The sequence below is a fragment of the Thermomicrobiales bacterium genome (genome assembly GCA_041390825.1).
GTDB lineage: Bacteria > Chloroflexota > Chloroflexia > Thermomicrobiales > UBA6265 > JAMLHN01.
Genome location: JAWKPF010000024.1, coordinates 1 through 20,275, shown reverse-complemented (window position 1 = coordinate 20,275; position 20,275 = coordinate 1). Strand labels below are relative to the sequence as shown.

The 20,275-nt window shown below is 61.9% G+C and carries 18 protein-coding genes; 8 read left to right on the top strand and 10 right to left on the bottom strand.

Features of this window, described 5'->3' with window-relative positions; genetic code table 11:
• Positions 1 to 554: 554 nt before the first annotated feature.
• Positions 555 to 782 (bottom strand): hypothetical protein, encoded by a 228-nt coding sequence (locus R2855_13415; protein ID MEZ4532002.1) that lies wholly within the window; start codon positions 780 to 782, stop codon positions 555 to 557.
• A gap of 483 nt (positions 783 to 1,265) precedes the next feature.
• On the bottom strand, positions 1,266 to 1,808 hold the full coding sequence (locus tag R2855_13410; protein ID MEZ4532001.1) for an AAA family ATPase: 543 nt from the start codon (positions 1,806 to 1,808) through the stop codon (positions 1,266 to 1,268).
• A 3,323-nt stretch (positions 1,809 to 5,131) separates the two neighbouring features.
• Here R2855_13410 and R2855_13405 point away from each other — a divergent pair.
• A complete protein-coding gene (locus tag R2855_13405; GenBank protein MEZ4532000.1) occupies positions 5,132 to 5,737 on the top strand; it encodes a C40 family peptidase in 606 nt (201 codons plus the stop codon).
• An 86-nt stretch (positions 5,738 to 5,823) separates the two neighbouring features.
• Here the strand turns inward: R2855_13405 and R2855_13400 are convergent, their stop codons facing one another.
• The 3 genes from R2855_13400 to R2855_13390 all read right to left on the bottom strand — a co-directional run bounded on the left by R2855_13400 (position 5,824) and on the right by R2855_13390 (position 6,841).
• On the bottom strand, positions 5,824 to 6,033 hold the full coding sequence (locus tag R2855_13400; protein ID MEZ4531999.1) for a hypothetical protein: 210 nt from the start codon (positions 6,031 to 6,033) through the stop codon (positions 5,824 to 5,826).
• Positions 6,034 to 6,273: 240 nt separating this feature from the next.
• The gene (locus R2855_13395; protein ID MEZ4531998.1) at positions 6,274 to 6,453 is read right to left on the bottom strand and encodes a hypothetical protein; all 180 of its coding nucleotides are present in this window, start codon (positions 6,451 to 6,453) and stop codon (positions 6,274 to 6,276) included.
• 70 nt (positions 6,454 to 6,523) lie between these two features.
• On the bottom strand, positions 6,524 to 6,841 hold the full coding sequence (locus R2855_13390; GenBank protein MEZ4531997.1) for a hypothetical protein: 318 nt from the start codon (positions 6,839 to 6,841) through the stop codon (positions 6,524 to 6,526).
• Between the two features lie 432 nt (positions 6,842 to 7,273).
• Between R2855_13390 and R2855_13385 the strand changes: the two genes are divergently transcribed.
• From R2855_13385 to R2855_13375, 3 genes are read left to right on the top strand one after another with little or no spacing between them, the layout of a single operon-like run.
• Positions 7,274 to 7,771 (top strand): hypothetical protein, encoded by a 498-nt coding sequence (locus R2855_13385; GenBank protein ID MEZ4531996.1) that lies wholly within the window; start codon positions 7,274 to 7,276, stop codon positions 7,769 to 7,771.
• Entirely contained in the window at positions 7,768 to 8,199 is a 432-nt protein-coding gene (locus R2855_13380) for a hypothetical protein (GenBank protein ID MEZ4531995.1), read from the top strand. The genes R2855_13385 and R2855_13380 overlap by 4 nt, the downstream gene beginning before the upstream one ends.
• Before the next feature lie 35 nt (positions 8,200 to 8,234).
• Complete coding sequence (locus R2855_13375; protein MEZ4531994.1) at positions 8,235 to 8,903, top strand: hypothetical protein; 669 nt, start codon at positions 8,235 to 8,237, stop codon at positions 8,901 to 8,903.
• 9 nt (positions 8,904 to 8,912) lie between these two features.
• Here R2855_13375 and R2855_13370 read toward each other — a convergent pair whose 3' ends face one another.
• Positions 8,913 to 9,887, bottom strand: a complete 975-nt coding sequence (locus tag R2855_13370) for a CorA family divalent cation transporter (GenBank protein ID MEZ4531993.1) — start codon at positions 9,885 to 9,887, stop codon at positions 8,913 to 8,915.
• A gap of 69 nt (positions 9,888 to 9,956) precedes the next feature.
• Entirely contained in the window at positions 9,957 to 11,420 is a 1,464-nt protein-coding gene (locus R2855_13365; GenBank protein ID MEZ4531992.1) for an MFS transporter, read from the bottom strand.
• A gap of 140 nt (positions 11,421 to 11,560) precedes the next feature.
• Between R2855_13365 and R2855_13360 the strand changes: the two genes are divergently transcribed.
• A complete protein-coding gene (locus R2855_13360; GenBank protein MEZ4531991.1) occupies positions 11,561 to 11,863 on the top strand; it encodes a hypothetical protein in 303 nt (100 codons plus the stop codon).
• 235 nt (positions 11,864 to 12,098) lie between these two features.
• Positions 12,099 to 13,163: a DUF937 domain-containing protein gene (locus R2855_13355; GenBank protein ID MEZ4531990.1), complete on the top strand. Its 1,065-nt coding sequence runs from the start codon at positions 12,099 to 12,101 to the stop codon at positions 13,161 to 13,163.
• 63 nt (positions 13,164 to 13,226) lie between these two features.
• On the opposite strand, the gene R2855_13350 is transcribed toward R2855_13355, so the two are convergent.
• Together R2855_13350 and R2855_13345 are read right to left on the bottom strand one after the other, a co-directional pair.
• Positions 13,227 to 14,684, bottom strand: a complete 1,458-nt coding sequence (locus tag R2855_13350) for an MFS transporter (protein ID MEZ4531989.1) — start codon at positions 14,682 to 14,684, stop codon at positions 13,227 to 13,229.
• Positions 14,685 to 14,819: 135 nt separating this feature from the next.
• Positions 14,820 to 16,298: an MFS transporter gene (locus R2855_13345; protein MEZ4531988.1), complete on the bottom strand. Its 1,479-nt coding sequence runs from the start codon at positions 16,296 to 16,298 to the stop codon at positions 14,820 to 14,822.
• Positions 16,299 to 16,610: 312 nt separating this feature from the next.
• On the opposite strand from R2855_13345, the gene R2855_13340 reads away from it, so the two are divergent.
• Both R2855_13340 and R2855_13335 read left to right on the top strand, forming a co-directional pair.
• A complete protein-coding gene (locus tag R2855_13340) occupies positions 16,611 to 17,333 on the top strand; it encodes a hypothetical protein (protein MEZ4531987.1) in 723 nt (240 codons plus the stop codon).
• Positions 17,334 to 17,717: 384 nt separating this feature from the next.
• The gene (locus R2855_13335) at positions 17,718 to 18,788 is read left to right on the top strand and encodes a glycoside hydrolase family 172 protein (GenBank protein ID MEZ4531986.1); all 1,071 of its coding nucleotides are present in this window, start codon (positions 17,718 to 17,720) and stop codon (positions 18,786 to 18,788) included.
• Between the two features lie 245 nt (positions 18,789 to 19,033).
• Here R2855_13335 and R2855_13330 read toward each other — a convergent pair whose 3' ends face one another.
• Positions 19,034 to 20,131 carry a crosslink repair DNA glycosylase YcaQ family protein gene (locus R2855_13330; GenBank protein MEZ4531985.1) on the bottom strand — a complete coding sequence of 366 codons (1,098 nt, stop codon included), beginning with the start codon at positions 20,129 to 20,131 and terminating at the stop codon, positions 19,034 to 19,036.
• Between the last annotated feature and the right edge of the window lie 144 nt (positions 20,132 to 20,275).

The following is a 20,275-nucleotide window of genomic DNA, read 5'->3' as shown; positions in this document are numbered from 1 at the left end:
GTCACCAGATCAGCCACCTCGTCAATGCTCCAGCGGTTTCATTTACAGAAGATCGAGCATCCAGCCCAAGTCCGAGATCGCCGCGCGCGTACCCATCATCAAACCGCCGAGCGGTGAATCCCATGGTGGTGTCGACGCTCTTCCCCTTCCACCAGCGCAGCCATGCTGGCGCCATTGCCCAGATGCGCCTGCGATGGCGCGGCGGCGAGTCGTCGCCAACTGCTCCACGATCGAGGCGTAACTCAAGCCATGAAACCAGCGTAGCGGATGACGCCATCCGCTCGAACTCAGGCAACAAGGGATAGCGCTGCGCGACGGGCGGCATGGTGCAGTGAAGGCAGGTATCAAAACAGGCCGCCTGCGGCAGATCGGGAAGTGTTCAGGTGGTGGCGATGGCCGCGAGCGCTTCAGCAGGAGATGATTCGGCGCGAACAGGATCAACTGCTCGATGGCAGCCACCATTGCGTCATCGATCAACTGCGGCCAGATAGTTGGGACCGCCATGCACCAGGCGTGCCCAATGGCGACCAGCGGATCGATCTCGCCGTTGCGCCTCATCCAATCGAGCAACTACGGCGAGCGCCTCGCGCCATGATCCCTGGCTGTCTTTCGATTCGTTCGCCAGCGTATCCAGCTCCGCTGGTCACACGCAATGCGGATGCGTGCCCGATGTGCTCCACCAGCGCCGTCATGTGCCGGTCGGCCAGCTCGTCCGCGTCGAAAACCGCGGCTTTCAGGCTGGACGAACCGGTATTGACCGTCAGCACCGTACGCTCAGGCATGGCGCATCCCCGAACCTCCTGATCAGCCCCGCGATATCTCCAGGCCGCAAGGAACAGATCGAGCGACGGTCAGCCCGTCCGCGCCGTGTCGATCGTTGCCCCAGTGCGCCGTCGGGAACCCGCACCGGACGTTCGGCAAGTTCGGCGATCTGTCGTTCACGAATCTCGAACGTCGCATCGGGGCTGTCTGCCGCTCGCGCGCCCGCCGCTCGATGCGCGTTCGACGTGGCGTCATCAATTCGGTCCAGACGACGACGACGACGGGACATCCCCACGTCCGTCAATCTCCCCGTCATCGAGCGACGTCGAAGGATCCCCTCACCGCAGCAGGCCCCCCTCGTCATCCCGAGCGACGCCGAGGGATCTCCTCGCCACCAGCGATCCCCCTCGTCATCCCGAGCGACGTCGAGGATCTCCTCGCCGCAGCGGGTCGCATCGTCATCCCGAGCGACGTCGAGGATCTCGCCTGGCGAAGTCCCCTCGTCATCCCGAGCGAAGCCGAGGATCTCCTCTACGCAGCGGCGCACCCCTCGTCATCCCGAGCGCCGAGGGGGATCTCCTCGCCGCAGTGAGCCCCCTCGTCATCCCAAGCGACGTCGAGGATCCCTCACCGCTGAATTGCTCCCCGAACACCCGTCCCCGAACCGAAACCGCCTCGGCAAACCGCTCCCGTTGCGCATTGTCCAGAAGGTCGCATCCACAACCGCTGTCCGCCCACGTTCGATCGTCTCGACCGCGCGTTCCGCTCGTCGATGCGTCCGCGCGGTCCCATTCACGCGTGTAGATTCCCTGATGCCACTCGCTCGTGGCCGAATCGGTCAGCTGCAACCCGGCCAACCTCTTGCGCTTCATCGAACTGAGCACGATGCCGTTGGTCGCCCGCGCGATCGCCGCCGCCACGGTCGATTTTCCGCTGCCGCTCAAGCCCGAGACGAGCACCAGCATCGGCTGGATAGGACAGGCGAACGAGGTAGCGATATCGAGATAGCTCGCCGCTTCGAAGGCACGTGCTGATCGGTGTCGCATCGCGTCCCGAGCGCTCCAGCCGCGACTCGCCCGAACCAGCGCACGGTGCGCCGCCAGCAGAGATCGACCACCGGCCCCGGCAGATCGACTCCGGCCTCCCGGTAGCGCGCGCCAGGTCGTCGCCCACCTCGCCGCGCTCAGCCGCCGCAGATCCTGTCGAGGAAACGCAAGATCGCTGGCCACATCGGCGCACCGAATGGCGATCTCGAACTCAACACAGTCGTAGATCTGCATGGCGTCTGGTTCAGGCAAATATGCTCGCCTCGCGATCGCCGACCAGCCTCCTGTCAGGTGTCGAAGCGCGCATGCAACAACTCCCGTTGCTCGGTCATGAACCCGTGCATCGACCGTTCGAAACCAGTCCGAGTTGGGCAGCTCCCAAAATGTCAGATGCGACGCTGGCCACCTGATCGAGGTTATCGGTCGGGACGGCCCGAATGGGACAGGAATCCTGGGGACACGCAGGATGGTCGCTTGAGGCATTCGGCTCAGGCTCGAAACCTTGGCTATATCGCCCTGTCCTTCGGGCAGGGCACCCCTCCAGGATGACGAGAGTGAGGCATGAAACGGAATCAGCAACCGATCCGCCAACCGATCGGCCAGATCGTCCGGCGCCTTCCCTCCCGCAAGAGAGCGTCCAACATCCGCTCAGCATCGGCTTCCGTCACCACCGCCATTCGAGCGGCTCGCCGGGCGCATCGACCCCCGTTCTCCCGTCACCGGCTGGCCCGCAGATAGACATCGGTCGTGAGACGGCAAGTCAGCGAACCTCCGTTCTCACCCGCCTGCTGACGCGGCCGGATCGCGAAAATCAGCGAACCCAAGCTCGACCGGCCGCTTCAGTTTGACCACTCGCTCCCCGGCCAGATAGACCCAGGAGATATGCGTCTCGATCAGGCGCGCGCATCCACCAGCCGCGGCGTCATCCGGGATCGAGCAGCATCTTTGGATCGAACTGAGAAGCCGTCATAGCCGCCGGATGTCGTCCTTCCGTCGTCAGCTCCGAAAAAAGCCGCGCTGCCGACCGCGCCGTCGCTTCAGTCGCGATTCGGACTGCACAGACCGTCGCACCGGAAGCGCGGAGTTGCCGAAAACAGCAATAGTGGAACGGCGGCGAGCGCATCGCCGCCGTTCCGACCGCCTCGTGCCCGGGTAAACCCGGTCATGCACGCCCCACTTGAATGCCGGAACAACCAGACAGCCCACGCCGCCTGAATGCCCACGCTGTCGAAATGCGGAACGGCTGCATCCAGGCCAATGCCTCCGCTCCCCCAAGGATGTTCGACTCGAGTGTGCTCCGCATGCCATCGCATTCGAATCACGGAGTGCGTGCACGGTGTGTCAATTTCGTGTCAGCCACTCCGCGGCTGGGCATTCATGGAAATGGTAGACCGAACGAACTCAGCGTCAGCGGACGCAAGGCACAGCCGACCACCGCGCAGGAGCGCAACCGCAACGATTCCCCCAATCTCGAATCGTTCCCTGGACTCCGAGCTCGGACTCACGGACTCCGGCCCCTAAATCCGCGCCCGAATCGCTTCGTCGGGCTCGACGTGCCATCGCAACCTCTTCGACCCAGGAGATCTCACCCTCGGCGTCATCGGTCGCAATGCGTTCCAGTCCTTGAGGTAGGGGTTCATCCCGGGAGGAGACCAGAATCATGCACGGGCGGTATCGAACTCGTTCGAAGGCATCCCAGATCGTCAGGAACCGAGGCGCTCTTCAGCATCGTCCAGGCCCGGCGGGGTTTTGACAGGAGGCGACGACTCGCGCTGCAACCGCTGCAACCGTTCCGAGCACGGTCTTGTCCCGCTCGTGCAACGCCGACGGCGATCACCGCCTTTCAGACGGCCGCTCTCGGTAAGGAAGAGGTGCGAGGACCAGCGCCGGCGTGCCCAGCAGCTCGTCGATCAGATCCTGATAGTCATCGAGCATCGGAGAGCACTTCGCTGAGCGAGGTGTGATCACCTCCGAGCAGCGCCACGGCCTGGTGACCTCCCAGGAGCACACCATAGGGATCGCGGAAGGCAAAATAGGTCTGCCCGCCACCAGGCTCTCGTAGTTCCGCATCAGCGCCTGGCCGCGCAGTTGGCGAACGTTTCGCCGTCGCTGGATCGACCGTCCAGCGTGCGCTCGACCCGCGCCCCGCGACCCACCCGGTGCAACGCGATCAGCAACGCGCCGACTACGCAAAGCAGGCATCATCCGCCGCCATTCGTCGTCACCACGGTCTCGGATCGTAATCGGCGGGCAGCAAGCGGTAGGCGCCCATCTCGTCCGGCTTGGTGCGCGCCACGACCTCTGAAGCCAGCGGGTCGTTGTAGAACTTCTCCTTTCGGGAGGTCGGTCACATTGATGGCCATGTAATTGACCGACTCTGAGCTGTTCTTTGATTCTTCGACAGGAAGCGACAATCAGCCTCTTCTTGAATACTTCTATCTCCCGCGATGGCGGCGTTGACGATTGCTTGGCCGCGGCTTGCTTCGGGCAATCCATGGCTGGAGCAATGTGATCGCCGATCTTGGGAATCGAATGATCGACCCGGCTGATCGTGCCGAATCGCGGCAATGAGCGACCCCTCGTCATAGTCGGCCAGGTGAACCCGGCGGCCGCTATAGGGCAAGCGCAGATCCGGTTTGGGCTCGACGGTATTCAGCCAGTCGAACAGCGTGCCGATGACGGATCGGGGAGCAGAGACAGTGAGCGCAGTGCGCGGCTCGTCCCACTGCCGGCAAAGGAGGAAGTGCGGTTGGTCACGATCTGCGTGGCCGGAGCCTTGGTGATGGCGATTTCACTTCGGATGAGTATGCCAGCGGGTTCCAGCGTAAACCGGTACGCCATCGAACTCGTCTCCCTCATCTTGCCCGAATATAAATCGGCGGCCGCATCGCTTGTCTGCCAGGCACCGATTGTACCGTACCCATATGGATCGGATTCGTCATTCAGCAACATCAGGAGAAACCTGAGAGGCGATTCTGTGAGGAATTTCACGAATCTGGATATCGCCCTTGTTCGCCGATGTTGTCGCATGCTGCGATGCTTACCTCATCATGTCGGGTCGAACGTAGCGAATTGACGTTGCAGTCATTCGGCGTATCTACGCCGATTCGATGATGAGACGTATCGACAAACGCTGACAGGCTGGCAATTGCCCAGGGGCGATTGCAGTTGGCGTCGACCGTCGTAGGGCCCGCAGGATCAGGCGATCCGCAATTTCGTCCGGCCCGTTGTCCTACGAAGAGGGAAGGAACCGAATAGATGGCTCACCGCGCCGAGGCGCGGCGTCGCATGTTCTGCTTCTGCCCGTCGTGCAATCGTTGCCGTTGCAGCAGGATCGACCCTGCTGCTCTCCTCCCGCGCTTCCAGCGCTCGCCCGTGAACTCCCCGTCATTACCGCCCCAAGTCCATCCTCGGACGCCTCCACCAAGTCCGTCTATCTGGTCCCCACGCGCATGATTCCCGTCGGAGGAGCAGACGGCGGAACCGTCATTGGTTTTGCCCCGGCCGCGGTCGACCCAGACGCTGCGTATGGTGAAATCCTGGCCGCTCCGGCCGTCGGACCCACCATCGTGAGCATCGCGATGTCGTATCTCGGCTATCCCTATGTCGCAGCCGGCGCCGGTCCGGGCAGGTTCGACTGCTCAGGATTCACGCGATACGTCGTCGGTTTGGCGACCGCCTCCAGATCACCGCGCGGAGTGGCTGCCCTATTCGGCGGGATACTTCGTCGACGCCTTAGACCAATAACGCCGGGCGACATCATCTTCTTCCCAAGAACACGTATCTACGCGGCATCGCACGCCGCGATCTACATCGGCGACGGCATGATCATCCACGCCGAGAACTACGAATCCGGCGTGACGATAATCGCTCAGCATCTACTCCTCCTATTACGCTCCTCGCTACTGGGGCGCCGTCCGGATCGGTAGCTCTTGCGAACGTCGTGCCTCTCCAGCCCCAGGGCACGGACATCTTCTTGCATCCTGAGATTCCGGTGGGTTGGTCTATTCCGATTTCAGGTATCGCTCAATGTGCCCATCTGCTCTTCCCATCCTTCGGTGTTGTCGAGCAGGAACAGTTCGCGAATCTCCGGCGGGAGCGCAGCGGCGAAGCCGGATTCGATGCCAGTCGACCGGGTGCCATCACCCTCGTCCATTAGTGTAAATTCAGTCAACGTGGTCGGCACATCGTCGATCAGGATCTTCGTCCCAATCGCCCCCCTCATGGGTCCAGAGATAGACTTCTGCCGGTCCATTGGTTCCACGACTTCCACCCGCCCACGATGAACGCCGTACGGGGGACCCAAAATCGAAGTGGATCAGCGCGGTTTCAGCTCGACCTCAATCCCCTGGAACCAGGCCAGGCTCCTCCGGCAGTAAGTCGCACCCAAACGCGGCGCGGGGATTCGGCAGTACGATGCTGCGCTCGATGTCGTCGTCAGTCATGTGGCTTCTCGTATAAAGATTCAGATTCGGAGCGCCAGGAACTGCGCCAGCATGACCAGCCGGCGATCCCAACAGGCTTCGACCGCGGCGACCCAATCGGTCGCCTGCAACAACTCAAGGCAAGTCACGATCCGCTCCCGGCCACGACGCTCGGTTTCTACCAATCCCGCGTCGTGCAGGGTGTCGAGATGCTTGGTCACCGCCTGACGCGTGATCAGGAAAATATCGATGGCTGGTGATCGTGACCGGTCCCAGCACGAAACTGCTCGATCATCTTCCGGCGTTCTGATCCAGCAGCTTCGCGCTCGGCTCCGGATCCCGGGTCGGTGCGGAAACCGGCACGATCATCAGCGAGCCTCCTCCGCCACGAGAAAGTCGAAACAGGTGGGTGGTCTCTTCGATCCACCCCTCGGTGTTGTCACGCAGCGCGCGCTCACGGTCGGCTTCCGGCAGGTTGGAGAAGCCCGATTCACGCACGGTCAGGCGCGTACCCTCTGGTGTCTCCTCCAGGAAGAACTCGACCAGCGTGCTCGGCGTCTGATCGAATGGAATCGAGGATCGGGATCCGCGATAGACGCAGCGAAACATGAACCGCGCCGGGGCTCGGTGACCTCGACCTTCTTGCGTTAAGATCCATCTGCTCCCAGGTGAACAGAATCGGCGCTCCCGGTTCGAGCGTCAGCGCGGCGTCCTGGCAGAACCATTGCGCGATCTGATCGGGATTGGTAATCGCATCCCAGACGCGCTGGCGCGCAGCCGTGTGGCAACTGGCGCTCGACAGCATCCTGAATGGTCACGGTCATGGTGTCTGGTCCTTGTGGTGAACGACGAGCAATATGTTTCTGCGAGGTTTGCGTATCCATCGTACCAGCGACCTCTCGATATTGCAACTTTTAGGTTGCGCTTCCCGGAGTGTAGAGATGCTGTGGACACTCGGCGTATGATCAGTTCAGCGTATCCATGAACGGCGCCAGGACGGTGTATGAATGCAAACTGATCATCCATTTTGACGAAGATCTCATGCGTGAGCTCATCGAGCGAGCGCGCGATGTCGGAACGTCCACAAATGAATTGGCTGCCGCGTTCGTTCGCGAGGGGCTCGGAAAACCCTCGGCCGCTTCCAGTGCTCACTCAAATGACTCCCACCGTAATCATGGTGATCTGGGTCCTGCACGGCTTCCGAGTGGATTGCCCCAGGTCTATCTCGAGTCTGGCACTGAAGTCACGCTCGAAACGCTTACCGGACTTCTGAACGCTGTCGAGGCCGATGACAACCTGGGCTCTCCGCTCGCGATCGACGAACCAACTCGCGCAGAGATCATCGCGTATGCGCGTGAGCACGACATACCCATCGGGTTGCTCACAGCGCGATTGCTGCAGCAATCACTGCTGTACCGAAAAGAATGGCCGTCTTGGCACGGTATCCCGCAAATTCCACCGACACATTCTGAGCCGGTCACGTTTGAGTTCGTTAAGCAACTCCAGGAAGAGCTCGATCTCGAGGATTTCCTGGATTGACTGTCTACCTCCTGGTCGTCAACATCCTCATTCCGCTTGTCCATCCGACCCACGAGTTCGCCCTCGCGGCCAAGACATGGTTCGATGGCGTTTGCGACGAAGGTTGGTCGACATGTCCGCAAACCGAGAGTGGTCTCATTCGGATTTTGAGCAATCCGAACTATCCCACCCCGAGCAACGACCCGGTGTATTACGCCGGGTTGCTTCGCGAGCTGGTTCGACTGGGGAATCATCACTTCTGGCCAGATGACATTACACTGCGGAATGTGTTGACAACCGATATCCAGGTACGTTCCTCGGAGCTCGCAGATCTCTACCTGCTCGCGCTTGCTATCGAGCACGGTGGAGCGTTCGCAACCTTCGATCAGGGTGTCCGCGCGAGTCTCATTCCCGGCGGAACCGATGCGCTCGAATTGATCGTCCCCTGAACCCATCGTCCGCGCCACCGTGCCATGATTCGCATATGCGTGGACGCTTCGAACGATTCAAGGCATTGCTCGGCCGCTATCTGCGGCCGGAAGACAGTCTGCTGGAAGTGCTGGGTGGGGTGATCGTGGTGTTGGCCACGGTCAATGCCCTGACGGTCACGCGCAACCGGGCCGGGGTCGATCAGCTCATGGAGGCGTCGTTCTCCGTCGCCATCGCCTGGGGATTGGTCGATGCCGCGCTCGGGCTCTTCGGCACGGTCTACCACCGCAAGTATCAGGAGCGCACCATCCGCGCGGTGCAGGAAACCGACGAAGCCGGTGGTCTTGCGATCATCGCAGGCGCGTTCGATGACGAACTGCTGGAGCTGGCCGATCCGGAAACGCGCGACGCGTTCTATCAGCATCTGGCGACGCAGGCCCGCGCCGAACAGCCGAAGCGGCCCGCCCTGGGACGCGATGACTGGATCGCCGCGGCGCTCACGCTCGGGCTCATGTTCTCGGCCACCCTGCCGCTCTCGCTCCCGCTCTACTTTCTGAGCGATCCCGACCTCGCCGTCCTTGCGATGAACGTGATGGGCTTCGTCTTCCTGTTCATCATCGGCTGGCTCTGGGCGGAGTACACCACGCTGAGCCGGGTCAAGCTGGGTCTGGCGCTCGGGAGCATCGCGCTGGCGTTGTCCGCGGTCGCCAACATGTTCGACTGAGCCCGGGGGTTACTTCACCCATCCGATCCGATGGGCGACCGCCCAAACCAGCCAGCCAAGCAATCCCATCAGGAAGAGCGAGACGAGATACCCCTGATACCCGTTGCGGAAGGGGGAAACGTTGAGGCTGATCCCGAACACCGCCGGGATCAGCGCCACCAACGCCAGCATGATGGACAGCACAGTCAGGCGCTTGACCAGATTATTGAGCGCGTCCGATTTGAGCGACTCGTAGGTGTCGAGCAGGTTGGATACCAGCGTGGACGACTGATCGATCGTGTCGATGGCGCTTTGCAGGTCGACCGAGACATCGCGGAACGCATCGGTCAGATCGTCACTCTCCGTATCCGAATCGGGAGCGTGCATACTGGAGATCAGATCCTCTTCCGGGGACATGACCTGACGCAACTCTCCGAGCTGTTTGGTGAGCTGGTAGACATCGTCCACCCCCTCGGCTTCCTGCCGCTCGAGAATGCGGTCCCGCAACTGAGAAACCTGCTCCTGGATCTGCGCGATCGCAGCGTCGTACCGATCGACAAGCGCATCGAGCACCGAATAGGTCAAGGTGCTGACGGTGAACCCGTAGGTGCTCATGCTGTCCTCGATCTGCTGCGACGCCAGCGGAATCACGTTCGACCCTGCCGGGTGCGCCGTGACGAGGAAACGCTCACCGATCAGATGCACCAGCTCGAACGTCTGCACATCGCGGCTGGAGGCATCGATCGCAACATCGAAAATGACAACCAGCCGGCACCGGAGAAAGCGCACCGCCCGCGGTCCGCGATGCGGTCGGGTCAGGTGCTGCAATACACGCGGGTTGAGCCCAAACGTCGTGCCGAGGAGATCGAGCTCGGCCTGCTGCGGCGGCTGCACGAAATCGACCCAGAGTATTTCGTTCTTGTTGCCAATGTGGGCGGCAAGATCGTTCAGCCCCAGCGTGCGATCGACCGCTCCCGTTGCGTCGATCGAAATGACGGTTGGCACCAGGCAACTCCCGCGCGCTCCTCGATACGGCAGGGGAGATGGTACCGCGCGCGCCGGGGGATTTCGCGATCAATCGTCGTCGGAGTCCTTGTTGTCGACGATGATCTCGTCTTCGGGCTTGGCTTCCACCAGAAACTTGGCCGCTTCCCCACGCCCCAGCCTTGCTTGTCCCGCATGACGGAAGCTGTAGCGCACCAACATCAACACAGCCCCGCCAACCACCACCGGCGCGATGAAGAAGACGATTTCCGGTCCGGTGATGGTCGCGATCACCCCCAACAGGAAGACCGACGCCAGATTGAAGGCGTTCTGCTGCACCTGCTGCAGACCGAACATCCCGCCCTGTTCCACCACCGGGACGTGCCGGTTGATATAGACCTGCACCGACTGGCTGGCAGCCGTGGAACCGAAGTTGGCTGGAATCACGATGACCCCTGCCGCCAGCACCAGATCGCTGAACTCCACACCAAAGAGCTCGAAGATGCGCAGCGGGCTGAATCGGGCAAAGAATGGCGCAACGACATCGATTGCGCCGAGCAGAAAAGCGCCAATGATCATGAAAGTCAGTGAGATGAACGTCAGCCGGCGCTCGCCAAACCGGTGGATCAGGCGTGGTCCGCCCACCGCTCCGATGAGATAGCCAATTCCGGCTGGAGCGAAGATATAGATGCTGTTGGCCGGATCCTCGTGCAGCACTTCGCGCACATAGACCGGCAGCAGCGAATTGATCCCCTCGAACAGGGCCGCGCAAAGCACGCCGACCAGGAGCATCGATGCCACTGGCCGATGCGCCATGATCCATTCGGCGTTGTACCCCAGCGACAGCGCGCGTGGTTTCCAGTTGACCGCGGACACCGATGCGCGCAGACTGCGGCTTTCTTCTTTCTCCTTCCTGGGCAGCTTGTAGATGCGGATGGCGCCAATGAGAAAGAGCAGCCCGCCGGTGACCAGAACTGCGTTGATACCGAGGTACTTGATCAGCAACGGAGCAATGAACGACGAACCGATGGCAGAACCGATCGAGCCGAGCACGTTCACCAGCGCTCCCGTCGTAGCCACCTCGGCTGGCGACGAAACGACTGCCACGATCGATTTCAAACCCGGTGAAATCACCTGGGTCAACGCGCTGGTCAGAAAGATCAGCACCAGCATCGGCAGAATTTCGGTGCCGAAAATGACAGGAAGCACCAGACAGAGGAGCGCCTGGACAACAAACCCAACCGCCAGGATACGCCGCTTGGGGGCCGTATCGGCCAGGGTGCCCCCCTGGAGTCCAAACAGCAGGGCCGCCAGATATGAGGCCGAGCTGGCGGTCGAGATCTCGAGCTGGCTGGCGCCGGCAGCGGCCAGGAAGACCATGATGCCGTAGGACAGCGTCGAACCCGCCATCTTCGAGGCGAAGCGAGCCGCCGCGAGAATTTTTACCTCCGGGTGCTTGATGACGTCCCGGTAGGAAAGGGGCGATCCAGCAGATGTCGGCTTCGCGGCAGCGTCGGTCATAGCGCTCTCTGGCTTCTCGATCAGGTCGGACACGTTCTTGCAGCATACCGCAGCGAATCGGCAGTTGAATTCAGCCGAAAGAGGTATTCGAATTTGAACGCATGTCTGCTATTGTGAAGATATCGTCAAATCGATGCGATCTCATCGCCCACGCAGAAGGTTGAACGTCCGACATGTGTTGTCTCTTCTCGGTGCTCGTCTTTCTGGGGCCGCGATTCGGCTTGATCTTCTGGTATCTCTACCAGCCGGAGCGGTTCGACCGCATCTTCGATGGATGGGTAGCGCCGGTCCTGGGCTGGATTTTCCTTCCGTGGACTACGCTCATGTGGGTTTCTGTTGGGCTTGGCGGAGTCAACGGCATCGACTGGCTCTGGATCGGTCTTGGTGTCCTTGCTGACATCGCCACCTACGCGGGCGGCGGCTGGCGCAACAAGGACCAGATCAACGACTACTCCAGCAAGTACGTGCCGCGCTAGGTAGCCACACAACCCCAGACAAACAGAATGAGCCAGGGCAATGGTGCCCCGGCTCATTCTCGTTGCGTTCGCTTTCCGGAAATCTGGGCGTGTATGCCAGACGCAAGCGTTTCGCTTCATGACCTTTTCGGTGGTCAAGTAGAATGGTCGGAGTTGGAGGCGAACCCTGCGCTCGTGGATCTTCTCGAGGGCAAAGCGTCCAATGGCATGTCTTGACATTCGAGAGGAGTCAACTATGGCGGATAGCCTTCTTGGGCAATTGAGCGAACTCGCTACCCCACAGGTGCTCGATCAGATCAGCAAGATGACTGGGGTGGACACCAATCTCCTTAGCCAGGGGTTGGGGGCAACTGGTGCTACCGCGCTGGGGAGCATGGCAAGTTCTGCCGGAAGTGCGGACGGGTTGAGCTCTCTCTTCGACATGGTATCGAAGGTTCCCGATGCTGCGGCCAGTAGCGATTCGGGAAGCGGCATGCTGGGCTCGCTCCTCGGTGGCGGTGGTGGAGACACCAATCCACTGATCGGCAACCTGATGAATTCTGTGCTCGGTGGCAGCGGCGCGGCCTCGGCATCGAGCATCACCGATTCGATCATGGGCGGCGGCATCAACGCCATCAGCGGCACCCTGTCCAAGGCGCTTGGCTTCAATGTCGCCCCGATGTTGACCATGGTTGCCCCGGCGCTCGTTGGCATGGTGACCAAGGCGGTCCAGGGCGGCAATATGGACGCCAACGGACTGAAAGACATGCTCACGTCACAGGTCGATGCCTTCTCCAACGATCCGGCCAACGCCGAGACCGCGAAGCTGGTGAACGCGGCGCTCGATGCTGGTAAGCAGGGAACCGCCATCCGCGATGCCTACACCGACGCCGGATGGAGCGCCATCAAGGGCGCCCCGCTGGCCGCGATGGCGATGGTGGCGGCAGCCTCCCCCTCCAAGGGCGGCAGCGCGGCAGCCGAATTCTCGGCAGCGGCGGGCGCGATCTCCCGAGCAGCCGCTGCGGCGGATCCGGTCTCGCTTCTGAGCATGGCGTTCAGCGGCGGACCCAGTCAGGAAGAAATCGATGCGGTCACTGGCCGGGCAGCGTCGGCAAATCCGCTCGAGCTCATCAAAGCCGGGATCGATCAGGTGGCGCAAGGAAACGCGAAGGAAGTCGGCGCCTACAAGGCAATGATCCTCGACACCGCCCAGGCGACGGCCGAGGCCAGCAAAGAGGGCGGCTTCCTCGGCATTGGCGGCACCCAGGTCAGCCCCGAAGAGCAGGCCGTGCTCGACCAGCTCAAGGCCGCGCTCGCCTAAGACCGGCCTTTCCTCAGAAAATCGCTCGGCCCAGGCTGGCAACCAGCCTGGGCCGTTGCGTTGTCACTCCTGCGGATTGCCGGATTCTGCCTCGTCACGTGACCCGACCGGATGAATCTCCTCCGGGGAAGCGTCTTCGGTCAGGAAGTGAATGCTCGTTCCGAGGCCGGGAAGCTGCCCGGTCGCATGCCGGTAGCTGTACGCGATCAGCGCCAGCCCGACCAGACCGACCACGATCGGGGCAAAGAAAAAGATGTATTGCGGCCCGGTGAGCGCCGCAAGGCCACCGAGCAGCATGATGACGATGAGATTGAGCGCGTTCTCCTGCACTTGCTGCAGACCGAAAATGCCTCCCTGCTGGTTCTCCGGTACCGTCCGATTGATGTAGACCTGCACCGCCTGCAGGCACATGGTCGATCCAAGATTGGCGGGAAACGAAATGACCCCGGCGGCCAGCACCGCGTCGCTCATGTCGGTGAGATCGAAGTAGTTCGTCAATTGGAACGGGTTCAGGAACGAAAGCGGTTTCGCGACGGCATCGATGAACGCGAGCAAGATGATGCTGGTGGCCATCAGAACGAGCGAGACGACGGCAACCCTCCGCTCTCCGTATACGCGGATCAGCCGTGGGGAGATCGCGGCCCCCACGAAGAAGCCGACACCCGAGAGAAAAAAGATATAGACGCTGTTGGCCGGGTCGGAATCCAACACATCGCGGACAAAGAGCGGAACCAGGGCGGTGACACCGTGCAGCAACGATGCCGAGAGCGCCGCCACCAGCAGCATCGACGCCACCGGGCGATTGGCCATGATCCAGTTGGCGTTGTAGCGTAGCGAGAGCGCGCGCGGTTTCCAATCGAGCGAGCGCAGCCCCTTGGTCGCCTCGGATTTCCCCAGCGCCTCGGCGGAAGGCAAGCGGTAGATACGCACCGCGCTGAGCAGATAGAAGATCCCCGCGGCGATCAGGATGGCGTCGATGCCCGACTGCTTGATGAGCACCGGGGCGATCAGCGTCGACCCGATGGACGAGCCGATCGACCCCACGATATTGACCAGCGCGCTCGTGGTGGCCAGCTCCGCCGGGGTGGCCACGATGGCCACGATCGACTTCATCCCTGGACCGACGACCTGGTTGATTGCGCTGGAAACGAAGATCACAAAGAGCAAATCGCCGTTGCTGGTTCCCAGCAGAAAGGGCGTCAGAAAGCAGACCCCTGCCAGCACCGCGAACCCAAAGAGCAGAATCTGGCGTTTCGGCCGGGAGTCGGCCAGCATGCCGCCCTGCAGGCCAAAGAGCAACGCCGCCAGAAACGCCGCCGCCTTCGCGAACGAGATTTCGAGCTGGGAGGCTCCCGCTGCCGCCAGAAAGACCATGATGCCGTAGCTCATGATCTGGCCACCCGCGCGCGAGAGGAAGCGCGAGAGGGCAACAATGCGCACCGGCTGGTGACCCAGCACCGACCGGTAGGACGGAGCGGAGGCGGCTACGGACGCTGGTTGTGCCGACGCGCTTTCCGCCACGACAACGATCCCTCGGCGCACGGAACTCACGCACGCGTTTGGGACTGTAGCGCAGTCCGAGGGCCGGAAAATAGCCCAAACGAGAAATTACACCGAAAGGAGTAGTCCCGAAGACGAGCGCGATTGGTCGGGTGACTACGTTCCGGAGGATGGCGTTTTCGCGGGTTTCTTCCTTCGACGCCGAGGCCAGGCGTTCCTGATTTTCTGCGGAGGGATATCTTCGGTAAAGAATTCGATACTTTCCGAGAACTCGGGAAATTCACCGGTGGTGTGCCGGTAGCTATACCGCACCAGTCCCAGCACAGCCCCCACGACGATGATGGGCGCCACCAGGAAGATGTACTGCGGACCGGTCACGGTTGCCGCGAAACCGAGCAGGATGACCGTGATCAGATTGAGCGCATTCTCTTGCACCTGCTGCAAACCGAAGACGCCGCCCTGGGTACGCACCGGCACATTGCGGTTCACGTAGACCTGCACTGCCTGGCTGGCAGCCGTGGAGCCAAGGTTCGCCGGGATAGCCGCCACTCCCGCCGCCATCACGGCATCGCTCAACTGCACCCCGGTGATTTCGGTCACCAGCCGCAACGGGCTAATGGCGGCCAGCGGGCCCGCCACCAGACCAATCGAACCGAGCAGGAACATGCCGACTGCCATCAATACCAGCGACCAGACGGCCACCCGACGCTCACCGAACCAGCGGATAAAGAAGGGTGACCCGAACGCGCCGATCAGGTAGCCCACCCCGGAGGGCGCCATGATGTAGATGCTGTTGGTCGGGTCTTGATGGAGCACTTCCCGCACATAGACGGGAACCAGCGTATTGATCCCCTGATAGAGCGCTCCCGCCAAACCGCCCACCAACAGCATGGAAGCAATTGGCCGGTTGGCCATGATCCATTCGGCGTTATAGGTCAGCGAAAGCGCGCGTGGCCGCCAGTCCACATCACGCAGCGATTTGGAATGCTCCTTTTTGCCGCGTCGTTCTGATGCCGGCAGGTGATAGATGCGCACCGCGCTCAGCACGAAGAGCACACCGGAGGCAACCATGATTGCCTCGATGCCGGAGGTCTTGATCAGTACCGGCGCGATGAAGGCCGAACCCACCGCCGAACCGATCGATCCGGTGATATTGATCAGCGCGCTGGTGGTGGCGACCTCGGCGGGAGTAGCCACGATGGCCACGATCGACTTCATCCCCGGGGTGACGACCTGGGTGATGGCGCTGGTGACGAAGACGACGAAGAGCAGATCGCCGACATCGGTGCCGATGGTGAACGGGACGACGAAACAGAGCACCGCCTGGACGGCGAAGCCGAACGCCAGAATCTGGCGTTTGGGGCGCGAGTCGGCCAGCAAGCCCCCTTGCAGGCCAAAGAGCAGCGCCGCCAGGAAGGACGCCGAATTGGCCAGAGAGATCTCGAGCTGGCTGGCGCCCGCCGCGGCCAGGAAGACCATGATGCCGTAGCTGAGCGTCTGGCCCCCCATGCGGGAGAGAAAACGGGAGAGCGCGACGATCTGCACCGAGGCGTGATGCAGCACAGACCAATACGACGGCGGCTCCGTCGGTTTGCGCGTGGTTGGCTTGGGTTGGTCGATAGCGCCGTCTGTCATGGGTATTGCGTTCCATGACGATTGTCGTGTGTTCGGGCTCCGAATGCGATGACGATCCGTCGCGACCTGCCAGGAGCGAACGGTTGCTGCGCGCTCCGCCAGGCACAAACCTTCCGGAGGCCAGGAAGCATCGAACCTGAGGACGCGCTACACGAGAACCTTTCGTTACCGAAACGCCGAACACGAATTTTCGTCAACAGACTGTTGCAGGCTGATATTATCTTCGGAAACAACCCAAGGCGCCTGAACCCGACCGGCCGGAATGTCGTCCGGACCGGAGCGCGCTACCCCATTTCGCGAAAGGAGCAGAGGATGAATAGTCGCACCCGAGCGCTCGCATCGCTTGCCATTGCATTGATGGCGGCGTTCCTTTCGATCGCCCCCGCCGTGGCGCAAGACGCCACCCCGGTGGCGGAAGAAGCCCCTGTCGCGGCCGTGGCCGAGGAATTGCGCCCATGGGTCGTTTCCGACCCGTTCACCCCTGCGCCCGACGAATGCACCGTGGACGCGGTCGACGTCTCTTCCCTTGCGGTCTCGCTGGCGACTCCGATTCCCGTGGTGGCGCCCGACCTCACCAGCGCCGGAATCTACGCGCTCGAGGTTACCGGTCTGGCCGACGCCGCCACCATCGACGGTGTGCTCGATACGCTCACCCTTTTCTGGGCCTGCACCAATGCTGGCAATCGCCCGGCGGTGGCTGCGCTCATGACTCCAGCGGCGGTTTCAGAGTTCTATGGCATCGATCTCTCGCTCACCGGCGACGCGCTGGATGAGGAAGTGGCCAACCGGCTCGTCAACTCCGGTGACCGGGAAGAAGGCGCCGAAGCCAGCATCGACGGTGTGCTCACCATCGCCTATCTGGGCGACGGCCGCACCGGCGCGCTGGTGCTCAACACCGATCCGTTCGTGAACAACGGGTTACCGGTGCTCGACCTCTTCGTCTTTGCCAATGTGAACGGCGTCTATCAGGTCGATTCGGTGATCTTCGATCCCTTCGATCTCACGCCGGGGTACGGGTTCGAGATCGGGCAGTAGGCATCAACGGGCAATAGGCAACAGGCAACAGGCAACAGGCAAAAGGCAATAGGCACTAAGCAACAGGCAATAGGCAACGGCAGGGCGATGACCTACGGAATGCCGATCTTGCCATGAACGGCTCCTTTCTATGCAGTCGTTGGAAGTCAGTCGTCAGTCGCCAGTTGGCGGTCGCTCGCTAGTGCGCGGAACGCGCGAGCAGGCATGACATGACAGGCCACGACTGCGTACTGCCATCCCCGCGTCCACCAGGTGCAGCCCCCCACCCAACGACTAACGACTGACAACTGACAACTGACAACTGACGACTGCATGCTGCCTGCCGCGTGCAAAAACCGTACTATCCCGATGCTGGAATTCGAGAGGGGTTGAGGAGAAACATCGATGCTCGAACAGGTGAGCCGGTTGTCGAACGCGGAGAGCCGCAGCATCAGTCCGGAGAATCCGACGGGCGCGCGCGGCGCGGGGGGTATGTCCACCGACGGCCTGGCGGCGGCTTCGGCGCGTGAGCTGGGCCAGGGGTGGAAGGTTTCGCCATATATCGCCATCGGCGGAAATCAGACAGTGACACTGGCGGAGATCGAGGGGCCTGGCGCCATCACGCATATCTGGTTGACCGTGCATCCGACCCACTGGCGACGGCTGGTGCTGCGTATGTATTGGGACGGCGAGGAAACGCCATCGGTGGAAACGCCGCTGGGCGATTTCTTCTGCTCCGGCTGGTGTGTGCGCTGCAACGTGAGCTCGATTCCGGTGGCGGTCAATCCGGCGGGCGGATTCAATAGCTATTGGCCGATGCCCTTCCGCAAATCGGCGCGTATTACCGTGGAAAATCTCTCGCCCGACGAGGTGGGATCGTTCTATTTCTCGATCGACTACGAGCTGAAACCGATCGACGACGACGAGGCCTATTTCCACGCGCAATGGCGGCGGAACAATCCGCTTCCCTATGGCGAAGTGCATACCCTGCTCGACGGAGTGCGCGGCCGGGGCCACTACGTCGGCACCTACATTGCCTGGGGTGTGAACAACAACGGCTGGTGGGGCGAAGGGGAGATCAAGTTCTATCTCGATGGCGACCGCGACTGGCCGACCATCTGCGGAACCGGCACCGAGGACTATTTCGGCGGCGCGTGGAACTTCGAGCACCCGCTGGGGGAGTATGGGTCGTTTTCGACGCCGTTCCTGGGTCTGCCGCAGGTGATCAAGCCGGACGGGCTCTACCAGAGCCAGCAACGGTTTGGCATGTATCGCTGGCACATCCCCGACCCGATCCACTTCAAGGAAGAGCTGCGCGTCACCATTCAGGCGCTCGGCTGGCGCTCGACCCTGGAAGGCAAACGCCGCTACCTCCCCTTGCAGGACGACATCGCCTCCACCGCCTTCTGGTACCAGGCCGATCCGCACGCGTCGTTCCCGGTGTTGCCTACATTGAATGACCTAGAGGTCGTCTAGCCGAAGAGCCGCGCCCTCAGGTAATCGGTCGTAGCGCAGGGACTCTGTGCCCTGCGGATCGGGCGCAGCCCGATAACCCGCGTTACCAATCGCTTATGCGAGGTATGCGCGAACGGAGAACATGAACGTTTCGTGCCTTTGCTGAGGCTTGGCTGTGGGCACGGTGGGTTATCGCGCATCCGCGCGATCGCAGGGCACAGGTCCCTGCGCTACGACGGATCGGGTAGTAGGGATGGATTCGTGCTCTACAGGGTGGTGATCGTGAGGTCTCCGCAGCCAAGAAACGACGTGATCCGTTCGAAATCCGTTCGAATCGAGGATTCAGCGATGGTTTCTCCAGGAAACGGCATGATCGTAACGTCGAGGTTCTTGCCAGCGTAACGGGACTCCCAGCGGGCAACCGCACGGCCACCGCGCAGGATGATTGGCCAGCCATCGCCGGACGCTTTGTTGGCCGATGTCTCGGTGGTCGAATAGGCATGCGGTAGATGCGCCTCGTCGGCAATGCGCGCTCGGCCATCCGGCGCGTACCCCATGGCCCATGCATCCCATTTGGGCAACAGCCGGATCTCCTCTGGATCGATCGCGTCGGTTGACCAAAACGCGTCCTCCAGATCGGCAGGAAGGAGACAATCGGGCGCGACCTCGACGAGCTCTAGCCCATCGAGAGACTCCCGCACGCGCGTCTGGGATGCAGGTATCCACCATGCCAGGTCTTGCCGGCGCGCTGGACCGAAACCGCGCAGGTACCGCTCGGCCAGCTGGGAGGTGGCGAACTCCCGATCGAGTGGCGTGATCGTATGGCCGAGCCATGCTTCGGTTGCCACATAGGCGAGCTGATCGGCGCGCACGCTGTTTGCAATCCGGAGCACCAGCAGCTCGCGCGCCATGGTGCGCACGACCTGGAGCTCTGCCGGACCCAGACCCAGGGTTTTCTTGATGGAGCGAGCGTCGACCGGCTGGCGCAACCGGTCGAGTAGTTCGGGTTTCAGCGCCTGGTAGGCAGCGAGATCGAGCCCTACGGCACGGAGCTGCGGCACAAAACGCTCTGGATTCTCCCGAGTTGCCCCGAACACGATCCCGGCCAGCTCGACCGGAATGAGATGCGTCGAGCCGTGCATGTTCGGAAAGCGCACAGCGCCTCCCTGCTTGTCGAGAGTCAGCGCGTGCTCCGGCGACAACGTGGGCACCCGCGCCAGCAACGAGAGCGCGCCACTGGGATTGGTGCTGTACACCCCAACGAGCCGCTCGAGCACGGCCATGGGGTCTGCCAGCGAATGGTCGAGCCCCTGCCGCCGATAGGACCAGGCGCGCAACCGGGCTGTGAAATCGAGTGCTGTCACGTAGCGCCCTCATGCCGACCGCGAACGAGCGACCGAACCCAACGATATCCCATTGCGTTGGATCGTCGGGAACGATACCGTTCCGAACAACACATCGAACTGAACCCAGGTAACCAAAGGACGCTTCATGCCCAAGGGACTCAC

Bases quoted from the DNA above. Each gene is read 5' to 3' on its own strand.
- R2855_13375 (MEZ4531994.1), top strand. From the start codon at position 8,235: ATGCGTGGACGCTTCGAACGATTCAAGGCATTGCTCGGCCGCTATCTG.
- R2855_13360 (MEZ4531991.1), top strand. From the start codon at position 11,561: ATGTGTTGTCTCTTCTCGGTGCTCGTCTTTCTGGGGCCGCGATTCGGC.
- R2855_13340 (MEZ4531987.1), top strand. From the start codon at position 16,611: ATGAATAGTCGCACCCGAGCGCTCGCATCGCTTGCCATTGCATTGATG.
- R2855_13335 (MEZ4531986.1), top strand. From the start codon at position 17,718: ATGCTCGAACAGGTGAGCCGGTTGTCGAACGCGGAGAGCCGCAGCATC.
- R2855_13415 (MEZ4532002.1), bottom strand. From the start codon at position 782: ATGCCTGAGCGTACGGTGCTGACGGTCAATACCGGTTCGTCCAGCCTG.
- R2855_13355 (MEZ4531990.1), top strand. From the start codon at position 12,099: ATGGCGGATAGCCTTCTTGGGCAATTGAGCGAACTCGCTACCCCACAG.
- R2855_13390 (MEZ4531997.1), bottom strand. From the start codon at position 6,841: ATGTTTCGCTGCGTCTATCGCGGATCCCGATCCTCGATTCCATTCGAT.
- R2855_13410 (MEZ4532001.1), bottom strand. From the start codon at position 1,808: ATGCGACACCGATCAGCACGTGCCTTCGAAGCGGCGAGCTATCTCGAT.
- R2855_13400 (MEZ4531999.1), bottom strand. From the start codon at position 6,033: ATGAGGGGGGCGATTGGGACGAAGATCCTGATCGACGATGTGCCGACC.
- R2855_13345 (MEZ4531988.1), bottom strand. From the start codon at position 16,298: ATGACAGACGGCGCTATCGACCAACCCAAGCCAACCACGCGCAAACCG.
- R2855_13385 (MEZ4531996.1), top strand. From the start codon at position 7,274: ATGCGTGAGCTCATCGAGCGAGCGCGCGATGTCGGAACGTCCACAAAT.